Below are 19,682 nucleotides of genomic sequence, written 5' to 3'. Positions count from 1 at the left end.
ACCGGTTTGGTGTGACCGAATCGGTGTGACCTGCGTCCGAAGCGAACGGAGTCGCGGCCCGGCCGGACGGGTGAGTTGGTCGGCGAGGCGGTTTTCTTGGGAAACTACCGGCATCATGATCGACGAGAAGCTTAAGTCCGTATACCACGACATCGTTTCCCGCAACCCGGCGCAACAGGAGTTCCACCAGGCGACCCGGGAGGTGCTCGAGTCGCTGGGTCCGGTGGTGGCCAAGCACCCCGAGTATCTGCACGCCAAGGTCATCCAGATGTTGGCCGAGCCCGAACGTCAGATCATCTTCCGGGTGCCCTGGGCCGACGATCAGGGACAGGTCCACATCAACCGGGGCTTTCGCATCGAGTTCAACAGCGCCTTGGGGCCATTCAAGGGCGGCCTGCGCTTTCACCCGTCGGTCAACCTGGGCATCGTCAAGTTTCTCGGCTTCGAGCAGGTGTTCAAGAACGCGTTGACCGGGCTGCCGATCGGTGGCGGCAAGGGCGGTTCCGACTTCGACCCCAAGGGCCGCTCGGACGCCGAGGTGATGCGCTTTTGTCAGAGCTTCATGACCGAGCTGTATCGCCACCTGGGCGAGTACACCGACGTGCCCGCCGGCGACATCGGCGTGGGCACCCGCGAGATCGGCTACCTGTTCGGCCAGTACAAGCGGATCACGAACCGCTACGAGTCGGCGGTGATCACCGGCAAGAGCACGGAATGGGGCGGCTCCCAGGTGCGCACCGAGGCCACCGGCTACGGCGCGGTGTTCTTCGCCAAGGAGATGCTCGAAGCGCAGAACGGCTCGATCGAGGGCAAGCGCTGCATCGTCTCCGGCTCGGGCAACGTCGCCATCTACGCGATTGAAAAGCTGCATCAGCTGGGCGCGATCGTCGTCGCCTGCTCGGACTCCGACGGCTTCATTCACGACCCGGCGGGAATCGACCTCGACCTCCTCAAGCAGGTGAAGTCGGTCGAGCGCCAGCGGCTGACCACCTACGCCGAGCGGCGCGGCGGCGTCACCCACCATCCGGCGGGCAGCGTCTGGTCGATCCCGGCCGAGGTGGTGTTTCCGTGCGCCACCCAGAACGAATTGTCCGGTCGCGATGCGGCGAGCCTGGCCAAGAACGGCTGCATCGCCGTGGTCGAGGGTGCCAACATGCCTTGTACCGCAGCCGCCATCGACGTCTTCCGGGAGAACGGCATCCTCTTCGGCCCGGCCAAGGCCGCCAACGCCGGCGGCGTTGCCACCTCGGCGCTCGAGATGCAACAGAACGCCAGTCGCGACTCCTGGGAGTTCCACTACACCGAGGATCGGCTGGCCAAGATCATGTCGAACATCCACGACACCTGCCTGAGCACCGCGGATGAGTTCGGCCGCCCCGGCGACTACGTCACCGGCGCCAACGTGGCCGGGTTCAAGCGGGTGGCTGCCGCGATGATGGCATTTGGTCTGGTGTAACGCCCTTGGACCACGACGACCACGCGGCGATGTTTCGCCAGAAGGTGCTGGTCAGCGCGCTGCTGACCGTGCCGGCGGTGATCTACAGCTCGATGCTTCAGGACCTCCTCGGCTACACCGCCCCGGAGTTCCCCGGGTCCAACTGGGTGGCGGCTGTGTTTGCGACGGCGGTGTTTGCGTACGGCGGGCCGGTGTTTCTGCGCGGTGGGGTGTCGGAGATCAAGGCCCGCCAGCCGGGCATGATGCTGTTGATCTCGCTGGGCCTGATCGTGGCGTTCGTGGCATCGGTGGCGACCCAGTTCGGACTGATCGACGTCGACCTGTGGTTCGAGCTGGCGACGCTCGTCACCGTGATGCTGGTCGGCCACTGGCTGGAGATGCGAGCGGTCGGGCGGGCCCAGGGTGCGCTGGCAGCGCTGGCCGAGCTGTTGCCCGACGATGCCGAACGGCTCGACGCTGACGGCGAGCCGACAACGGTCGCCATCGCGGAGCTGGCCGAGGACGACATCGTGCTCGTGCGGGCCGGCGGCCGGGTGCCGGTCGACGGGACGATCACCGACGGCGCTGCCGAACTGGACGAGTCGATGATCACCGGCGAGTCCCGGCCGGTGGCCAAAAAGGTGGACGACGCGGTCGTCGCCGGCACGGTGTCGACCGACTCGTCGATTCGCATCCGGGTCGACGCCACCGGAGACGACACTGCGTTGGCCGGCATCCAGCGCCTGGTCGAGGAGGCCCAGTCGTCCCACTCGCGAGCCCAGGCGATGGCCGACCGCTTTGCCGGCTGGCTGTTTTACGCCGCGATCGGGTCCGGGTTGCTCACCTTCGTGGTCTGGATGGCACTCGGCGAGCCGGCCAATGCGGTCGAGCGGACGGTGACCGTGCTGGTGATCGCGTGCCCCCACGCCCTCGGCCTGGCCATTCCGCTGACGATCGCCGTGTCGACCAGCGTCGCGGCCTCGTCGGGCATCCTGATCAAGGACCGCCTGGCGCTCGAGGGGATGCGCCGGGTCGACGTTGTGTTGTTCGATAAGACCGGCACGCTGACCGCCGGGGAGCACGAGGTGACCGACCTGGCCGTCGCCGGGGTGGACGAGCACCGGTTGTTGACGCTGGCCTCCGCAGTGGAGGCCGAGAGCGAACATCCCCTGGCCAGGGCGATCATCGCCCGGGCCGGCCAGGACGACGCTGTCGGTCGGGGCAGCGACCACCGCAGCCTGGCCGGCAGGGGCGTGACCGCCACGGTCGATGGGGTCGAGACGGCGGTCGGCGGCCCGGCGTTGCTCGAGGACCGGGGCGTCGAGGTGCCCGAAGCGCTGGCCGAGACCACCGAGCAATGGCGCGAGCGGGGCGCGTCGGTGCTTCACGTCATCGCGGACGGCGAGGTGGTGGGCGCCTTTGCCATGGAGGACGCCATCCGCCCGGAGTCGGCCGACGCCGTTCGAGCGCTTGCGGATGTGGGGATTCAAACGGCGATGATCACCGGCGACGCCCAACAGGTGGCCGACTCGGTCGCCGATGCGCTGGGCATCGACGAGGTGTTCGCCGAGGTGCTGCCCGAGGACAAGGACTCCAAAGTGACCGAGCTCCAGGGTCGGGGCCGGCGCGTGGCGATGGTCGGCGACGGCGTCAACGACGCGCCGGCCCTGGCCCGCGCCGACGTCGGCATCGCCATCGGGGCGGGCACCGACGTGGCGATGGAGTCGGCCGGGGTGGTGCTGGCCTCGTCGGACCCCCGCAGCGTGCTCGGGGTGCTCAAGCTGTCCAAAGCGAGCTACACCAAGATGATTCAGAACCTAACATGGGGTGCTGGCTACAACCTGATCGCCATCCCGTTGGCCGCCGGGGTGCTCGCGTTTGCGGGTATCACCCTGTCGCCGGCGGTCGGAGCGATCATCATGTCGGCCTCCACCGTGATCGTGGCGGCCAACGCCCAGCTGTTGCGCCGGGTCGATCTCGATCGGGACCGCCTGTGCGGCCAGGGGTAGTCCCTGACACCTGGCGCCCCAGGCCCCGTATGCGGGCGCGTCGTCCCGTCGTTGCTCGCCGGACCGTTGGGGCTGAGCGGCGAGCTGTTCCGGGGCCTTCGAGAAAGCGGTTTCCAACCGGAGGGCCGGCGTGATTGGATGGTTGGACCGAGGAAAGGAGGTGGTCCACATCAACGACAGTTCTTATGGGACTTCGGAGGTGGCTGGCCGCTAAAGCGGCTCGCTGGATCTCTTTGGCGAATCCCCGCCAGACACCCGGCGGATCGATGATCGGGAACAGTCCCGCTCGATGCAACACGCGTCGATCCGTCGTTCACAACCAGTAACGCAATGAGGGAGGCGCTCCGAAGCCGGGGCGTCTCCCTCCGCGTCCGGACCAGCACGTCACCGCATCCGTAGGTGTCAATGGCCGAGCGTTGCCACATGATGACCCAATTGCACGTACCCGGACGATCGCCCAGCGACCGGCCGGAGGATCGTCGAGGGGTATCTGCGAATGCCGCAGCACCAACCCGATGGCTGGGCCGATCTCGACCGACTCGCTGACGCCTCGACCCGAGGGATCTTGCAACGCCTCGATCAGGAAGAATCCGAAGCGGGATTACCGCCGCGGTTGCGCGCGGTGAGGTGTGGCGGTGAGGTGTGGCCCTACGAACACCCCGACGCGGGGCGGCGACCGCACCTGGTGCTGACCCAGCGTGTGAGGAGCCTTCAGTCTGAGCGCACGTCGGAGGTGTGCGCCGCACTCGGTGCCGCCACCGATTGCCCGGGGCCCGGCTGACCGTACGGGCCGGCGAGGAACTCGTTCAGCTTGGCCTCGGCCTCGTCGCCGAAAAGGATGTCGCACACCTCGCGCAGGCCCTCGGTGTCGCCAAGGTCGGCGTTGGGCACCACCTGTTCGATCTTCGAGCGGCGGCGCATGAAGTCCTCCAGGCGGGTCACCATCTCGGTGCTGGCGGCCAGGTACAGCTCGACGCGCAGGTAGTCGGTGCCCCCGAAGATGTCTTCGCCCATCGACGGGTCGGAGCGGATCGCCTCCAACATGGCGAACGCCCGACGTCCGTAGCGCCGCCAGAGGCGGTCCGACAGCGGCTCCACGTCGGGTCGCACTCGCAGGTCGTCCAGGCGCATCAGGCGGGCCTGACGGTAGAACACGTCGCGGGTTTCGCTGGTCGGCTCGCCGTACCAGGTGCCGGTGTCCTTCTCGAGGGGCAGCCCCAGGTCCTCGACAGCGTCGGCCACCTCCTCGCCGACGTTGAGGCAGTCGGTCAGCTTGCCGCCGAAGATGGAGATCACGCTGCGGGCGCGGTCCACCTCGATCTCGTGCTTACGGCTGAGCGACGTCCAATCGACGTCGGTGCGGTCGCCACCCGAGTTGGGCACGACCAGGGGTCGAACGCCGCAGCGCTCGGCGATGACATCATCGGTGGTCAGGGGTTTGGGTAGATCGAGGCGTTTGTTGATCTGATCCAACAGGAACGCCCGGTCGTCGTCGGTGACGCCGGCACGGGGGTCGTCGGTGCGGGTGTCGGTGGTGCCGATCACCGAGCGGATACCCATGGGGATCACGTAGAACAGCCGCCCACTGTCATCGAAGAAGGCGAGCACCCGCTGGTGTTCGGTGGTCGTCAGCCGGGGGACGATCAGGTGGATGCCCTTGGAATAGACGATGCGATGCTCGGTCGTCACGCCCCAGGCGGAGTTGAGCCCGTCGACGTAGGGGCCGGCGGCGTTGACGATCGTGCGGGCCTTCAGCTCGAGGCGTTCGCCGGACTCCAGGTCGGCAAGGCCGAGCTGCCAGTGACCATCGCTGCGCTGGGCATCGACCAGGTCGACGTAGTTGGCCACCGCCGCCCCGGCCTCGATCGCCGAGCGGACGAACCCGAAGACGAAGCGGGCGTCGTTGTCGCGCAGGTAGGCGTCCCGGTACTCGATGCCGCCCCGGACGCCGTCCGTATCGATGACCGGTTCGGTCTTTTTGATCGCCTCGGCGCTGTGCAGCTTGGGTGGCCGGGTGCGGAACTTGCCGATGCCCCAGTAGGCGGTGGCGCCGAGGGCAGCGAACCATGGCGGGTAGGGCGAGCTGTCGTCCAGTGCGGCCAGAAACGACAGCTCGGCCACGTTGTCGGGGTAGGCCTTCATCAGCCGGTTGCGGCTCTCACACAGCTTGTACACCAGCGGCAGCTCGTAGTTCTCCAGGTACTTGAACCCGCCCCACACCAGGTTGGAGCTCTCCTGGCTGGTCTCGGAGCCGAAGTCGGCTCGGTCGATCAGGGCGACCGAGGCACCCCGCCCGGCCAGCGAGGCGGCCGTGACCGCCCCGTTGATTCCGCCGCCCACGATGGCCACGTCGACCATCCCGTCGCGCAGTCGGTCGATGTTGGTGTCTCGCAATGCCATGGGTGAACGGTACCAATCGGGGGCGGCCAGGCCCGATCCGTGGCGGTCGCCCCGGCGCGAGCGTCAGCCGTCGCCTCGTGTCTGGGACCGCGCACCCCAGGGGGTGGCGATCGATCGGGCGGCCAGCGTCAGCTCGGAGACGGCGAACGTGTGGGCCTGGCCGATCAGCCGTTCCCCGCCGTCGGCCCAGTCCTCGATCAGCGTCTGTGCCCAGTCGAGCGAGACCGCCGAGCAGTCGACGCGTCGGGTGCCCTCGCCGTCGACGAGGATCAGGTGCTCGGCGCCGGGCCGCCCGGCCGGGTCGATGTTGGCCCGCACCTCGAGGGTTCCCTCGGTGCCGACGATCGACAGGCGCACGTCGCCCCAGGTGCCCAGCCCGGCGGGGGACAACAGGTCGACGCGGTGATCGCCGACCACCGGGCCACCGTCGGCACTCGCCACCAAGCAAAGCGTGCCGATGTCGGCGAATCCGGGGTGCTCGGGGTGGGTGAGGTTGCCCTCTGAGCCGGCGGTCACCGCGGCGTCGAGATCACCGGTGATCGCCAGAAACTGATCGACCTGGTGCGAGGCGAGGTCGACCAGGATGCCCCCCGAGGTGGCCGCGTCGAAGAACCAGGCGGGTCGCTCGTCGGCGTTGAGGGTGTGGGGCCCCGAGCCGATCACGTGGGCGACTTGGCCGACGGCGCCGCTGCGGGCCAGTCGGATCGCCTCGGAGGTGGCGCGGTTGGTGAACCGCTCGGTGAACAGCACGCTCCAGCGACGCCCGGAGGTGGCCACCGCCCGGCGAACGCGTTGCAGGTCCGGGGCGGTGGTCACCCCGGGCTTGGCGCTCAGGACGTGTTTGCCCGCCGAGAGCGCGGCGACGGCCACGTCGGCCCGCTGCGAGGGGATGCCTGCGGTCACCACGACGTCGATGCGGTCGTCGGCGAGCAGTTCGGCCGGGTGGACGGCCACGGAGTCCGGTCGCCAGCCCTCGTACAGTTCGAGGAACTCCCCGTCGGCGACGTGGGTCGCGGCGTTGGCGCCGGCGTCGAGCAGTCCCTGCACCAGTTCGAAAACGTGCAGGTGATCGAGGCCGATCACGCCCAGGCGAAGGCTCACCCTGATGCACCCCTTTCCCCGACCGACGATGCACCGGACGGTATCTCAGGGAATCTTGCGGGGCGATGCACCGTGGCCACCGTCGGTGACTACGGTCACCGACGCGAGCTTGTGACGAGGGAGAGCTTGCACCTCATTCACCCACCGGCATGAGTTGATCATGCTTCGTGAAAGGCATCAAGAATGTATAGGAAGCTCTCCCTGGGCCTCGCAGGTCTCGGATTGGTCGCGCTCGGTTGCGCTCGGTTGCGCGCCCGCCCCACCGGCGCCGCCCAAGCCGACAGAGTTCACGGTGAACACCACCGCCGACACCTCCGACTTCAAGGCGGGAGATGGCTTGTGCGCCGACGCCACATTGAAGTGTTCGCTTCGGGCGGCGGTCACCGAAGCCAACGCTCAGAACCGGCCGACCACGATCCACCTCGGACGCGCCACCTATTCGCTGAACCTGGAGGGCGGATCGTCGGACAGCCCGACGAAGGGCGACCTGGATGTTGTTGGCGAGGTGATCATCGATGGCCGGGGCGCAACGGTCGATGCGTCCGGTCTGGGCGATCGCATCTTTGACGTCGCCCAGGAGGGGTCACTGGATGCGAGGAACCTCCGCTTGGTCGGTGCCTCGGCGGTGCCGACCGAGTCGGGTGGCGCCGTGCGCAGCAAGGGCAACCTGTTGCTTCACCGGGTGACCGCAACCGGTAACCGGGTGACCGGAGCCGGGGCCTCCGGAGGCGCACTGCTCAATGAGGGTGGCACCGTGATGGTGACCAACTCCAACCTGTCGAACAACTCAGCCGTTCGCGCCGGGGGAGCGATCGAGGCCAGCGGCGGACGAACTCAGGTCGACGACACCACGATGAGCGGCAACGTCGCCGGACCGGTGCCCGGTAACGGCGGTGCGCTGCACCTGACCGGCGTCGGCAACGTGACGGTCAACCGCTCGGTCGTGACCGACAACACGGCCGGCTCCGAGGGTGGCGGCCTGTGGAACTCGGGCGGAGGCACGATGACGGTGGCGGGCACGACGCTGACCGGCAACATCGCCAACGGCGTCGACCCCGACAACGGTGGTGGTGCCCTGTTCAACGACGGCGGCAGCCTCACCGTGAATACGTCCACCGTGTCGGACAACTCGGCCGTTCAGGGCTCGGGTTCGGGTGGCGGCGTGTTCAACAACGCCGGCACGTTGACCGTCCGCAACAGCACGTTCGGCCAGAACTCGGCCGCCCGTGCGGGTGGCGCAGTTGAAACCGCCGGTGGCAACGTCGCCGATGCGGGCTCCGGCTCGGGCGGCGGCATCCTCAGCGAGCACGGTGCCACCACGGTGACCAACTCGACCGTCTCGGACAACGTCTCGGCTCGTGCCGGTGGCGGCATCGAGGTGGCCGGCGGTAGCGCCGACCTGGCCGATGTGGAGTTGAACCGCAACTCGACCGGCAACGCGCCCGGCAACGGCGGGGGCATGCATCTCGGCGGAGCCAGCGTGGTGACCGTGGACGCCAGCCAGGTGTTGGCCAACCACGCCTCCAACGAGGGCGGCGGTCTGTGGAACTCGCCCGGCGGAACGCTGACGGTGTCCAACACCAGCGTCACCTCCAACACGGTTGGCAACGCGCCCAACGGGCCCAACGTGTTTCAGAAGGGTCCGCTCGTCGGCGGCGTGTTCACCGTGAACGGAGCCCCGATCGCTGAGGGCCCCAACGCCCTGGCCTTCGGCTGATCACCCGCGGTTGGGGCCACGGCCCAAACCGTAAGCGGTCCTCCCGCAGGGGGAACAGCGGACGTCGTGCCTCAGCGGCCGGCGTCCGCTGTCGCGTCCGGGTGGATGCCCAGCAAGGGCGTGCACCCGGGCTCGGTCACGATGCGCCGGGTTCGGCCTCCAGCGTCACGGGAATCTCGTCGGTCCACGGCTGACGACACACCATGTCGGCCACGGCCACCGTGCCCCGTTCGAACTCGCCGGTGGCCGCATCGACCAGGCGGTAGCGCTGGTGGGGCGTGCCCATTTGCTGGGACTCCAACATGATCACCCGCACCTCGCCCGGCTCGAACGCGCAGCGCTCCTGCAGGGCATCGAGCAGCTGCTGGTGGTGCAGGTGTCCCTCGCCGAAGTTCCAACCCAGCGCCGCGCCGGCGACGAACTCGCCGTCGACGGACACGTGCCGGGTTCCGCCGTCGCCGCCCAGCGCCCGGGGCAGCAGGCCAAACAGCGCCCGGCCGTGGGAGTGCATCGACCGGAAGGCATATCCCTTGAAGGCGAGCGATTCGGCGACCTCGCTGCCGTAGAGGCGCTCGAGCTGGGCCGCCGGCATGGTTGCTGACTTGACGACGTGGTGCTCGAAGCGCTCGGTGGCCTCCGGGGTGAAGGACCACAGCGAGGTGGCCCAGTTGCCCGCGTACTAGCGCATGGCGACGAGAAACGAGAACCGTTCGGGCAGGTAGTTGCCCGCTGCGACCAACACCACCAGCGACGCGATCAGCGCCCACACCAGCGGGTTGGACACATCGCCCACGCCCCAGGCTGCGTCGTGGACGAACAGCACACAGGTCCCGTAGATCATGAAGACGTTCCATTCGAGCGGCACGCCGAGCGGAAGCGAACTGATGATGAAGAGGTGGAAGCCGATCATGGCTGCGGCTGCCGCTGTGGTGAGCGCACCGCCGGTGGAGAACAGCAGTACGGCGGGCACCACGAACTCGAACACGGTGCCACCGTGGGCGAGCGCGGCCGAGAGGCGCGACGGGGTGAGGTCGTCCGGGTGGGACCGAAAGAACCGACGCTTGAGCGCCTTGTTGCGCAGCAGCGGGCTGTTGGACAGCATCACCGACACGACGAACGGGAAGTGGGCGTTGAGCTTGGAGGTGGCTGCCCCCCACCAGATCGCCACCATCACCAGCTTGAGCGCCACGATCATGTCGACGCCACCGAACAGGAAGGCCACGCACATGACGAGGTAGACTTCGCTGCGCGCCGCCAGAAAGATGGTTTTGTCCCGCAGCCCGAGCAGCGGCACGACGACCAGCAGCGGCAGCACCCGGCCGACGGCAAGCGTGCCGAGCGCGCCCGACTCGGGAGCGAGCGCCCCGAGGCCCACCTCGGGTGAGCCCGCCAGCGCCCAGATCGCCGCAGCGATCACACCGACGTAGAGCGCCACATCAAGCGGGGTGCGGCGCGTCCCGGCGGTGCCCGGCAGGTGGTTCGGCCAGGGCGGCAGGCGGATGGTGCCCGGGCGCAACCAATACAAGAAGCCGCCGATCGGAGGCAGGAAACGCATCGTCAGAGGGCCGAACCCGCACCCGAGGCCGAGCACTTCGAACAGCAGGGTGAACACGACCACCTTCTGGAAGGCGATCGGCTCGGTCCACCAGGTGGAGATGTTTCCCAGCGTGCCGATCCCCGGCGTGAGCGACACGACCAGCGCCGCACCCAGCGAGTACAGGGCGATCTTGAGGGCGTACAGCACAAGCACGGCGTCGGGGGTGCCAAACCCGGCCTCGGCCCAATCCTGTGCCATCGGCCGGATGCGGTCGGAGCGTCGCCCATCGGCCCACCCCGGTTCGACCTCGGCCAGACGCGGCTTGATGAACCCCACTGCTACGACCTCCCCGTGACACCCCGGACGGACCGTATCCCAACGTCGAGCCCCAGGGTTGGACGCGGCTGCGGACCTCGCCTGCTAGTTGTGACAGTGCTACTTGCACAATGCGGGTCACCGCCTACAGTGATCGGGCGCGGCGTCGTCGTGCATGGAGGGGGGCACATGTCACGACCGTCCAGGTTTGAGGGGCGCATCGGGCGCACCGTTGCAGAGTCCGAGCCGTACTTCGACGAGGGCCCACACCCCGACGACGCCTTCGGCGGTCGGGACTCTGCGGCCAACGACTCTGCGCCCAACGACTCTGCGCCCAACGTTGTGGTCGTGCTGCTCGACGACACCGGCTACGCCCAGTTCGGTTGCTACGGGTCCGACATCGATACCCCCAACATCGATGCGCTGGCGGCCGGGGGATTGCAGTTCACCAACTTCCACGCCACACCGCTGTGCTCGCCCACTCGCGCGTCGCTCTTGACCGGCCGCTCGGCCCACGCGGTCGGCATGCGGGCGATTTCCAACTTTCGCACCGGGTTCCCCAACATGCTGGGGCATATCTCCAACGATGCGGCCACGATGGCGGAGGTGCTCTCGGACGACGGCTACGCCACGTTCTGCGTCGGCAAGTGGCACCTGGCCCGCATGGAGCAGTGCTCGGCCGCCGGGCCCTTCGATCAGTGGCCGCTCGGCCGGGGCTTCGACCGCTTCTACGGTTTCCTCGAGGGCGAGACCGACCAGTTCCACCCCGACCTGGTGTGCGATAACCACCACGTTGAGGCTCCGTCCCCGCTTCGCTCGGACCGTTCGGGCCACGGAGGCCAGGACACGCTCCCGACCGGTTCCGATCATGTGGGCCGTTCGGGTCACGGAGGCCAGGACGGTTCTCCGGTCGGTGGTGACGGCGGGCGCCCCCTCCCGGAGGGCCTGGGCGACCAGGGCCTGGGGGTGATCGCCCGCTCCGGGGGCCTGCGCCCCGACCGTCCGTTCTTCACCTATCTCGCCTTCGGCGCGACCCACGCCCCGCACCAGGCCCCCGAGGCCTACCTGGAGAAGTACCGGGGTCGCTACGACGAGGGCTGGGACGTGGTGCGCCGGCGCTGGTTCGAGCGTCAGCTTGCCTTGGGGGTGATCCCCGAGGGAACCGAGCTGGCGCCCCGCAACCCCGGGGTCGAGCCGTGGGAGGACCTGCCGGAGAACCAGCGTCGCCTCGCCGCCCGGCTGCAGGAGGCGTTCGCCGCCTTTCTCGATCACACCGACGACCAGATCGGTCGGCTGGTCGAGGGGCTCGACCGGTTGGGTCAGCTCGACAACACCGTGCTGTGTGTCCTCGCCGACAACGGGGCGTCCCAGGAGGGCGGTCCGTACGGGGTGATGCACGAAATGAAGTTCTTCAACGGCATCCTCGAAACGCCGGACGAGGCGATCGAGCGCATCAACGACATCGGCGGCCCGCACAGCCACACCAACTATCCGTGGGGCTGGGCCCAGTGCGGAAACTCGCCGTTCAAGTGGTACAAGCAGAACACCCACGAGGGCGGGGTGCACGTGCCGATGGTGATCTCCTGGCCCGACGGCCTGGACCCGGCCCAGCGGGGCACCCGCCGCGACCAGTTCGTCAACGTCGCCGACATCGCCCCGACGCTCTACGAGCTGGTCGGCGTCGAGGCGCCGGGCACCTATCGGGGCATCGAGCAGCTGCCGGTGACCGGGCACAGCTTCGCATCGGTGCTCCAAGCAGCCGATGCGCCGGCGACCAACACCCTGCAGTACTTCGAGATGGGCGGCAGCAGGGCGCTGGTTGCGGGGGAGTGGAAGGCGGTGTGCAAGCACACCCCCGGGGCCGACTACGACGCCGAGGCCTGGGAGCTGTACCACCTGGCCGAGGACCGCTCGGAGTGCGACGACCTGGCCGAGGCGCAGCCCGACAAGCTGGCCGAGCTGGTGGCGCTGTGGTGGGTCGAGGCCGACCGCCACGGCGTGTTGCCCCTCGATGACCGCACGTTCGAGCTGTTCGGCGCCCGCTTCCGCGACCGGTCCCCACACCCGGTCGATCGCCGCTACCGGTACCGACCGCCGATGTCGCCCATGCCCGCCCAGGCCTCGGCACCGATCGGTGGCCGCAGCTTCACGCTGACCGCCCGGGTCACGCGCAGCGCCGACGACGGCGGCGTGCTGTTCTCGACCGGCACCGAGAACTCGGGGATTGCACTGTTCGTGCAGGACGGTCGCCTGGTGCTCGACTACAACGCCTTCGACGACCACACCGTGATCGAATCCGATGTGGAGGTGCCGGCTCGAGACGCCGAGCTGGTGTTGCGCTGCACCCGCGGCGACGGGATGAGCGGATCGGCCGAGCTGCTCATCGACGGGGTGCCCGCCGGCTCGGCCAAGCTGCCGCTGTACCTGCGCGTGATCTCCTCGGTGGGCTCCAGCATCGGCTACGGCGGCGGGTCGGCCGTGTCGCCGCGCTACCAGGGGGCATTTCCCTTCTCCGGAACCCTTCACGAGGTGGAGATCCAGCTGCACGGCCACGCCCCGGGCGCCGACCGCGCCACCGCCCGAGCCGAGATGGCCCGCCAGTGACCCGTCCGCGCCGACCGCAGTCCAACCGAAGGCGGCCCAACCGGCCGATCGAGGAGCAGCGATGACCGATCCGATCACTGCCACCACGGCGTTGACGATCACCCTGCTTGGAACCGGCACCCCGCTGCCAGATGCCGACCGGGCGGGCCCGGCCACGCTGATCGAGGGCGGCGGCCAGAGCTTTCTGGTCGATGCGGGTCGGGGCGTGCTGATGCGCCTCACCGCCGCCGGCGTCCAGGCGGCCAACCTGACAGCGGTGCTGGTGACCCACCTGCATTCCGACCACATCACCGACCTGGGCGACCTGATCACCGCCGTGTGGATCGGCACCTTCGAGCCGACCCCCCTCAACATCGTGGGCCCTCCGGGCATCGCGGCGGTGGTTGAGGCCATTCTGGCGTCGCTCGGGTCGGACATCTGCTATCGCATGGCCCACCACGACGACCTGCCCGAGCGGCCGATGGTCTCGGTCACCGAGGTGACCAACGGCCCGGTGCCGCTGCCCGGCCCGGTGCGCGTCAGCTGCGCCCCAACCGACCACCGCCCGGCCGACCCGAGCATCGGCTTCCGCTTCGATCACGAGGGTGCCGCCGTGGTGACGGCGGGCGACACCGTGCCTTGCGCCGGCCTCGACGGGCTCTGCCAGGGCGCCCAGGCGCTGGTGCACACCGCGATCCGCAAGGATGTGATCGCCGAGATCCCCATTCCTCGCCTGCTCGACGTCCTCGACTACCACTCGTCGCCCGAGGAGGCCGCCCAGACCGCGCAGCGGGCGGCCATGGACACCCTCGTGCTCACCCACTACATGCCGGCGTTTCCCTCCGGCGGCGGCGAGGACTGGCGGGCCCGGGCCGCCGAGCACTTCGACGGCACGATCGAGCTGGGCGACGATCTGCATCGGGTCGAGGTGCCGGCACCGGAATGACGCTTGGCCCTCGAACGCCGGTCCCCGGACCCGAGCCGCAGTGGGTCAAGGTCACCCGCCGAGGAACGCCTCGATCCGGTCGGCTGCGGTCGCCACCCCGTCCTCGCCTTCGAGCAGCACACCGAGCCGCTGTGCCTCGATCGCCAACGACTCATCGCCGTCGAGTCTGGCGATCGCCGAGCCAAGATCACCCGTGCCCTTGGCGTGGACCCCGGTGCCCAACTCCACCTGCCGCTTGGCGTGCCAAACCTGATCGAAGATCGACGGGATGACCACCGACGGTTGGCCGGCCGCCAGCGTCATCGAGTTCGTGCCGTGCGACCCCGAATGCACCACCCCGCGGACCCGGGGAAGCACCTGTGCCAGCGGCGCAAAACGCCAGACGCCGTGCTGTGACGGATCGAACCGTCGACTCAGCTCGTCGACCGTGCTGTTGAGGGAGCAGAGGGACACGGTCCGCCCGCCGAGCGCGTCCGCAGCCCTGACCGCGGCCTCGAATCGCTCCGGATGGCTCGACGCCGCCAACGTGCCCAACGTGATCAGCAGCGGCGGATCGTCGGCCGCCAAAAACTCGTCGAGACCCTCGGGCAACCCGGCGTGGTCGTTGTCCCAGTGGGTAAACCCGGTCAGCGAGTAGTTCGATGGCCAGTCGGGGGCCGGCGCCACATAGTGGTGCGAGGCCATGCCCAGGTTGAGGTGGGGAGAGATGCGCAGATCCAGCGGGCTCCGCAGCGTGTCGTCCAGCCCCTTGCCGCGCCGAAAGTCGGCGAAGTCCCGAGAGAACGTCAGCGAGTTGGGTCGGGGGCTTCGTGCGATCCGCCAGCTCAGGCGGTTCAACCTGGGGCCCAGGGTCGACACCGGCGGCAGCGGATTCTGGGTCTCGGTCGGCACCAGCATCGGGAAGAGGTCGCCGCCGATCCACGGCAGTCCTCGTTGCTCGGCGGCCATCGCCCCGACGATGCACGCCGCTGGGTGCCCGAACAAGACGTCGGCGCCATCGAGAGCGTCGTAGACGGCCCGGTACTGCGCCTCGAGATGTGGAACCGTGTACTTGCCGAAGTAGAGCTGAAGCAACCGGGTGCCGCCGAGGCGCATGCCCCATTTTGCGATCCACTCGCCCTCGGTGTTGAGGGCGTTGGGCCCAAGATCCGATCCGCTGTGGACGCACGTGAACGGCTCGGCGGCCAGCTCCTGGTGGAACTCTCGTGGCACCACGAACGTGACCTGGTGGCCGCGTCGGCAGAGCTCGGTCGCCACTGGCACGTACGGGTAGACGTCGCCCCGGTACGCCATCGACAGAACCACGAGCTTCGACATGGTTGGACCGTACCCGTCGATGCCACATGGCGGGGGTTGCGGTGGGACCTCCGGCAGCGTGCGGCGGGACGCGCCGCTAGCTTGCCCGCATGGACTTTGGGATCGTCTTCGCCAATACCGGACCATTTGTCGACCCGGAGGCGGCGGCCGCCTTCGCCATCAAGGCCGAGGAGGTGGGGTTCGAGTCGCTGTGGACCGTCGAGCACGTCGTCGTTCCGGCGGGGTACGAGTCGACCTACCCCTACGACCCATCGGGTCGGATGCCCGGCAACGACGACGCACCCATCCCCGACCCGCTGATCTGGCTGTCGTACCTGGCGGCGGTCACCTCCCGCATCAAGCTGGCCACCGGCATTTTGATCGTGCCCCAGCGCAACCCGCTGGTGCTCGCCAAGCAGCTGGCCACGCTCGATGCCATGTCCGGCGGGCGCATGGAGTTTGGCATCGGCGTCGGCTGGCTCGAGGAGGAGTTCGACGCGCTCGGCGTGCCCTTCGACGATCGCGGCCGACGCACCGACGACTACATCGCTGCCATGCGGGCGTTGTGGGCGGACGACCGGGCCACGCACCACGGCGAGTTCGCCAGCTTCGACGACTGCGTGATGCGGCCCCAGCCGGCGCGCGGCGCCATCCCGGTCCACGTCGGCGGTCATTCCGATGCGGCGGCGCGTCGGGCCGGTCGTCTGGGCGACGGGTTCTTCCCGGGCAAGGGCGACCACGCCGAGCTCGCCCGCCTCTTCGACGTGGCCCGAGCGGCGGCCACCGAGGCCGGCAACGACCCCGACCAGCTTGTGTTGACAAGCGGGGGTAACGGGGCGGTCGGCTCGCGTGCGCTCGACGAGGTGAAGGCGCTCGCCGAGATGGGGGTCGGCCGCGTGGTCTTGCCGTCCTTCCTGTTCTGGCAGGACACCGTGGAGTCCTTGGAGCGCTACGGCGCCGAGGTGATCGCCGAGGCCCCGTAGCCCACCGCGGTGGCCTTGTTTGCCACCTGCCCGAAGTGGGAATCCAGTGCCGATGGAATCGTCGACCGACCCCCCGTCCGACGATCGTGCCTCGTCGGAACTGACCCCTGAGGAACGGGAGCGGTTGGACGGCCGGGCCGAGCAGGCCCGCCAGGACGACGCCGTCGAGGAGAGCGCCGACATCCAACTGTCGCGCGCCTTCCACCGGTCGTTGATCTCCGGGGAGGAGCGGCTGCATCGCAGCCTGCCCAACATGTCGGCCACCGGCGTGGTGGGTGGCATGGATGTCGGTATCGGCGTGCTGGCGTTGCTGGTGGTCAAGGAGGCCACCGGCAGCCAGATGTTGGCCTCGCTGGCATTCGCCAGCGGCTTCATCATCCTCACGTTGGCCCGCAGCGAACTGTTCACCGAAAACTTCATGATGCCGGTGACGGTGGTGCTGACCGAACGGCGCGATGGACTGGCGCTCCTGCGGCTGTGGGCTACCACGCTGGTGAGCAACTGGCTGGGCGGGGCGCTGCTGGTCGGCCTGGTGATGACCTCGATCCAGGGACTCGACGCAACCGCCATCGAGGTTGGGCGCCACTATCCGGAGATGGGTATCGGATGGGTGAGCTTTGCCGGCGGCATCCTGGGAGGCGTCGTCATCACGTTGATGACCTGGATCCAGCGGGCCAACCGAGACATGCTCGCCCAGCTGGCGATCGCCGTGGTGACGGCGTTCCTGCTGGCTGCGCCCCCGCTGAACCATTCGGTGGTCGGGTCGCTCGAGATGATGGGTGCCCTGTTTACCGGCCACGCACCCTTCGGGTGGATCGACGCGCTTGGCGCGGTCGCGTGGGCGGTGCTCGGCAACATCGTGGGCGGCGTCGGGCTGGTCACCGTGCTGAGGCTGGTGCAGGTTGGTCCCGACACCATTCGCTCCGAACAGCACCATGCGGATCGTGCCCATGAGATCCGCCAGGGGTGACGCGCGGTTTGTGTCACACCGGGTACTGTCGCACCCGGTCTGGTCAACAACGGCCAGCGTGGTGAGGAGTTTGCGATGAGCAACAAGGCAGTGGTCAACCTGAACACCGGTCTGGACGACCCCGAGACGGTGGCCATCGCGCTGTTGGTGGCGGTCGCCGCCGCGGAAGCGGGTCGCCCCTCCCTGATGTTTCTCACCAAGGAAGCGGTGCTGTTGGCGCTCGAGGGCGGCGCGGCGGGTTCGGACTGCGACGGTTTCCCCTCGATCGAAGGGTTGCTCGACCGCTACGTCGCCGCGTCCGGCAAGGTGCTGGTCTGTCCGGCCTGCTTCGCCGCCCGCCAGCTTGACGAGGGTGCGCTGATCGGCGGCGCCACCATCGGCGGCACGGTGCCTATGTGGGAGTGGATCGGCGACGAGGGCGCCACAACGTTCAGCTACTGACCTGGTTGGTGCACTGCTCGCTCAGCGGCTTGGCTTCGGTCGGACCTCGGCGAGGCGACCGCCGCCGATGCTGAACGTCCGGTCCTCCTCGAGCTGATCCGGCGCGTGGGTGACGACGACGGTGGCGATGCCCATCGACGTCGCGTTCTCGGTCAGCAGGTCCATGATGGCGACGCCGCGTTCGGCGTCGAGCGCGGCGGTGGGTTCGTCGGCGAGCAGCACCGACGGGGAGCCCATCAGCGCACGGGCGATGCCGACACGTTGGCGTTCGCCGCCGGACAGCTCGGCGGGTCGGGCGTCGGCCCGGTCGGTCAACCCGACCCGTTCCAACAGTTCGTCGGCGCGTTTTTTGGTCGTGTCGTTGAGGTTGCCGGAGATGTGGGCGACCAGGCGCACCTGTTCGCGAGCGGTGAGCGACGGAAACAGGCTGGCCGCCTGGTAGACGATGCCGATGTGATCACGGCGCAGCCGGGTGCGTTCGGCGTCGGACAGGTCGGTGGCCTCGACGCCCGCCACGGTCACCTTTCCGGAGTCGGGACGCAACAGCAGGGCGGCGACGGCGAGCAGGGTGGACTTACCCGAACCGGAGGCGCCGGTGAGCGCCACAACCTCGCCGGGTTCGACGCTCAGTGATATCTCGTCGCAGATCGTCCGGGTGTCGCGCCCGTCGGGCACGGTCACGGTGACCGAATCGAGGTGCAGGTTCATGCCATCCGTCCTTGGTGGTGGCGGGCGCGATTCACGGCTGGCTCCGCAACGCCATGATCGGGTCGACCGAGGTGATCCGTCTGACGGCGATCAGACAGCCGATCATGCCGAAGAGGATGAGCAGGCCGATCGTGGAAAGGATGGGGCCGGCTGCCAGCCGGAACGGGGCGTTGGTGCTGACGAGCGAGCCGATGGCGACCGCCAGGAGCGACCCGAGCACCGCGGTGGACACCAGGACGATCGCCATCTGCCCGAGGGCGTCGCGCAGCACGTAGGACCTTGAGGCACCCAGTGCCCTGAGCAGCGCGATCTGGGAGGCACGCTGCACGGTCCAGACCGTGAAGAACGCCCCAACGATCAGGGCCGAGATCACCAACAGGAAGTTCTGGATCAGGCTCATCGTGGACGTTTCACCGGTGTAGCCGGGCGAGCCGGCGTAGGCGGCGTCCTTGGTCTCCGCCTCGGTGTCCGATGCCTGCTCGGCGGCGGCAACGTCGGTCCCGTCGTCGGCCTTCAGGGCGATGGCGGAGAAGCGACCTTTGGCGTTGTCGCCGTACAGCAGGTCCTGCCAGGTCTCGAGCGACGTAAAGGCGATCGGCACGTGCCCGTACGACCCGGAGTAGGTGAACCCGAGCACCGGCAGTTCCTCGTCGATGCCGACGACGGTCAGCAGGTCGCCCACCTTGATGCCGTCGGTTTGAAACTCGTCGCTGAGCACCAGACCGGGTCGTCCCGCAAGCGCCTGTCGGGCTTCACCCCGGGGTGCAAGAAAGCTGTCCTCCGGGATGCCAAACAGTGCCATGTCGATCGTCGAGCCGTTGGCGCGCTTGGCGTTGAAGAACGACACGCCCAGCGCCGATGCCTCCACGCCGTCGAGCTTCTCGTACGGCTCGACGTTTACATCGGTCAGGGTCGAGCGACTGAACGTGCTGTCCGCACCGGGCTGGAAGGCCAGGTGCGTCAGGGGCAGCGCTCGCAACCCGGAGATGCCGTCGTCGACCAGCCCGTTGGCCAGGCCGGACAGCAGCGTGGCCATCAAAGCGACCAACCCGATCACCAGGCCGACCAAGGCGAAGCGGCCCCGGGCAAACTTCAGGTCTCGTAGGGCGAGGAACACCGGGCCTCCTCGGCAGGTGGGGGAATGAGTGGGGAGCCGGAGGTCGATCTGGCTCTGGCCGACGGCAACGCGACGAGGAGACCCTAACGATCTCGATCGCCCGGGTAGCCACGCGCCGTTCGAG

General features: G+C 68.6%; 13 protein-coding genes and 1 pseudogene. 8 read left to right on the top strand and 6 right to left on the bottom strand.

Annotated features, from left to right (window positions below; translation table 11 throughout):
• Nucleotides 1-115: 115 nt before the first annotated feature.
• Both gdhA and PKD89_RS10270 read left to right on the top strand, forming a co-directional pair.
• Nucleotides 116-1,456 (top strand): NADP-specific glutamate dehydrogenase, encoded by a 1,341-nt coding sequence (gene gdhA, locus PKD89_RS10275; RefSeq protein ID WP_287374704.1) that lies wholly within the window; start codon nt 116-118, stop codon nt 1,454-1,456.
• Nucleotides 1,441-3,444: a copper-translocating P-type ATPase gene (locus tag PKD89_RS10270; protein ID WP_425591243.1), complete on the top strand. Its 2,004-nt coding sequence runs from the start codon at nt 1,441-1,443 to the stop codon at nt 3,442-3,444. The genes gdhA and PKD89_RS10270 overlap by 16 nt, the downstream gene beginning before the upstream one ends.
• 711 nt (nt 3,445-4,155) lie before the next feature.
• Here PKD89_RS10270 and PKD89_RS10265 read toward each other — a convergent pair.
• Both PKD89_RS10265 and PKD89_RS10260 read right to left on the bottom strand, forming a co-directional pair.
• Entirely contained in the window at nt 4,156-5,844 is a 1,689-nt protein-coding gene (locus PKD89_RS10265; protein ID WP_287374699.1) for a glycerol-3-phosphate dehydrogenase/oxidase, read from the bottom strand.
• Between the two features lie 63 nt (nt 5,845-5,907).
• On the bottom strand, nt 5,908-6,945 hold the full coding sequence (locus PKD89_RS10260; protein WP_287374697.1) for a Gfo/Idh/MocA family oxidoreductase: 1,038 nt from the start codon (nt 6,943-6,945) through the stop codon (nt 5,908-5,910).
• Between the two features lie 292 nt (nt 6,946-7,237).
• Between PKD89_RS10260 and PKD89_RS10255 the strand changes: the two genes are divergently transcribed.
• Nucleotides 7,238-8,662, top strand: coding sequence for a right-handed parallel beta-helix repeat-containing protein (locus PKD89_RS10255; RefSeq protein WP_289010092.1), 1,425 nt, complete (start codon nt 7,238-7,240; stop codon nt 8,660-8,662).
• A 136-nt stretch (nt 8,663-8,798) separates the two neighbouring features.
• Here the strand turns inward: PKD89_RS10255 and PKD89_RS10250 are convergent.
• Nucleotides 8,799-10,535: pseudogene (locus tag PKD89_RS10250) on the bottom strand (DUF3556 domain-containing protein).
• A gap of 168 nt (nt 10,536-10,703) precedes the next feature.
• On the opposite strand from PKD89_RS10250, the gene PKD89_RS10245 reads away from it, so the two are divergent.
• Both PKD89_RS10245 and PKD89_RS10240 read left to right on the top strand, forming a co-directional pair.
• Nucleotides 10,704-13,118 (top strand): arylsulfatase, encoded by a 2,415-nt coding sequence (locus PKD89_RS10245; RefSeq protein WP_324332426.1) that lies wholly within the window; start codon nt 10,704-10,706, stop codon nt 13,116-13,118.
• A 61-nt stretch (nt 13,119-13,179) separates the two neighbouring features.
• Entirely contained in the window at nt 13,180-14,043 is an 864-nt protein-coding gene (locus tag PKD89_RS10240) for a ribonuclease Z (RefSeq protein WP_289010090.1), read from the top strand.
• Between the two features lie 51 nt (nt 14,044-14,094).
• Here the strand turns inward: PKD89_RS10240 and PKD89_RS10235 are convergent, their stop codons facing one another.
• The gene (locus PKD89_RS10235; protein WP_289010089.1) at nt 14,095-15,360 is read right to left on the bottom strand and encodes a glycosyltransferase; all 1,266 of its coding nucleotides are present in this window, start codon (nt 15,358-15,360) and stop codon (nt 14,095-14,097) included.
• A gap of 89 nt (nt 15,361-15,449) precedes the next feature.
• On the opposite strand from PKD89_RS10235, the gene PKD89_RS10230 reads away from it, so the two are divergent.
• The 3 genes from PKD89_RS10230 to PKD89_RS10220 all read left to right on the top strand — a co-directional run bounded on the left by PKD89_RS10230 (nt 15,450) and on the right by PKD89_RS10220 (nt 17,733).
• Nucleotides 15,450-16,322 (top strand): LLM class F420-dependent oxidoreductase, encoded by an 873-nt coding sequence (locus PKD89_RS10230; RefSeq protein WP_289010088.1) that lies wholly within the window; start codon nt 15,450-15,452, stop codon nt 16,320-16,322.
• A 52-nt stretch (nt 16,323-16,374) separates the two neighbouring features.
• Entirely contained in the window at nt 16,375-17,292 is a 918-nt protein-coding gene (locus PKD89_RS10225) for a formate/nitrite transporter family protein (RefSeq protein ID WP_289010087.1), read from the top strand.
• A 75-nt stretch (nt 17,293-17,367) separates the two neighbouring features.
• The gene (locus PKD89_RS10220; RefSeq protein ID WP_289010086.1) at nt 17,368-17,733 is read left to right on the top strand and encodes a DsrE family protein; all 366 of its coding nucleotides are present in this window, start codon (nt 17,368-17,370) and stop codon (nt 17,731-17,733) included.
• A 21-nt stretch (nt 17,734-17,754) separates the two neighbouring features.
• On the opposite strand, the gene PKD89_RS10215 is transcribed toward PKD89_RS10220, so the two are convergent.
• Entirely contained in the window at nt 17,755-18,441 is a 687-nt protein-coding gene (locus tag PKD89_RS10215) for an ABC transporter ATP-binding protein (protein WP_287374674.1), read from the bottom strand.
• A 31-nt stretch (nt 18,442-18,472) separates the two neighbouring features.
• Nucleotides 18,473-19,558, bottom strand: coding sequence for an ABC transporter permease (locus PKD89_RS10210; RefSeq protein WP_289010085.1), 1,086 nt, complete (start codon nt 19,556-19,558; stop codon nt 18,473-18,475).
• Nucleotides 19,559-19,682: the final 124 nt, after the last annotated feature.

The sequence above is a fragment of the Candidatus Neomicrothrix sp. genome (genome assembly GCF_035329545.1).
Lineage (GTDB): Bacteria > Actinomycetota > Acidimicrobiia > Acidimicrobiales > Microtrichaceae > Microthrix > Microthrix subdominans.
Note: the sequence above shows the minus strand (reverse complement) of the source record. Positions and strands in the feature narration are given on the sequence as shown.

Coding starts and splice junctions, on each gene's coding strand:
- gdhA (WP_287374704.1), top strand. CDS start 116: ATGATCGACGAGAAGCTTAAGTCCGTATACCACGACATCGTTTCCCGC.
- PKD89_RS10265 (WP_287374699.1), bottom strand. CDS start 5,844: ATGGCATTGCGAGACACCAACATCGACCGACTGCGCGACGGGATGGTC.
- PKD89_RS10245 (WP_324332426.1), top strand. CDS start 10,704: ATGTCACGACCGTCCAGGTTTGAGGGGCGCATCGGGCGCACCGTTGCA.
- PKD89_RS10240 (WP_289010090.1), top strand. CDS start 13,180: ATGACCGATCCGATCACTGCCACCACGGCGTTGACGATCACCCTGCTT.
- PKD89_RS10235 (WP_289010089.1), bottom strand. CDS start 15,360: ATGTCGAAGCTCGTGGTTCTGTCGATGGCGTACCGGGGCGACGTCTAC.
- PKD89_RS10230 (WP_289010088.1), top strand. CDS start 15,450: ATGGACTTTGGGATCGTCTTCGCCAATACCGGACCATTTGTCGACCCG.
- PKD89_RS10225 (WP_289010087.1), top strand. CDS start 16,375: ATGGAATCGTCGACCGACCCCCCGTCCGACGATCGTGCCTCGTCGGAA.
- PKD89_RS10220 (WP_289010086.1), top strand. CDS start 17,368: ATGAGCAACAAGGCAGTGGTCAACCTGAACACCGGTCTGGACGACCCC.
- PKD89_RS10215 (WP_287374674.1), bottom strand. CDS start 18,441: ATGAACCTGCACCTCGATTCGGTCACCGTGACCGTGCCCGACGGGCGC.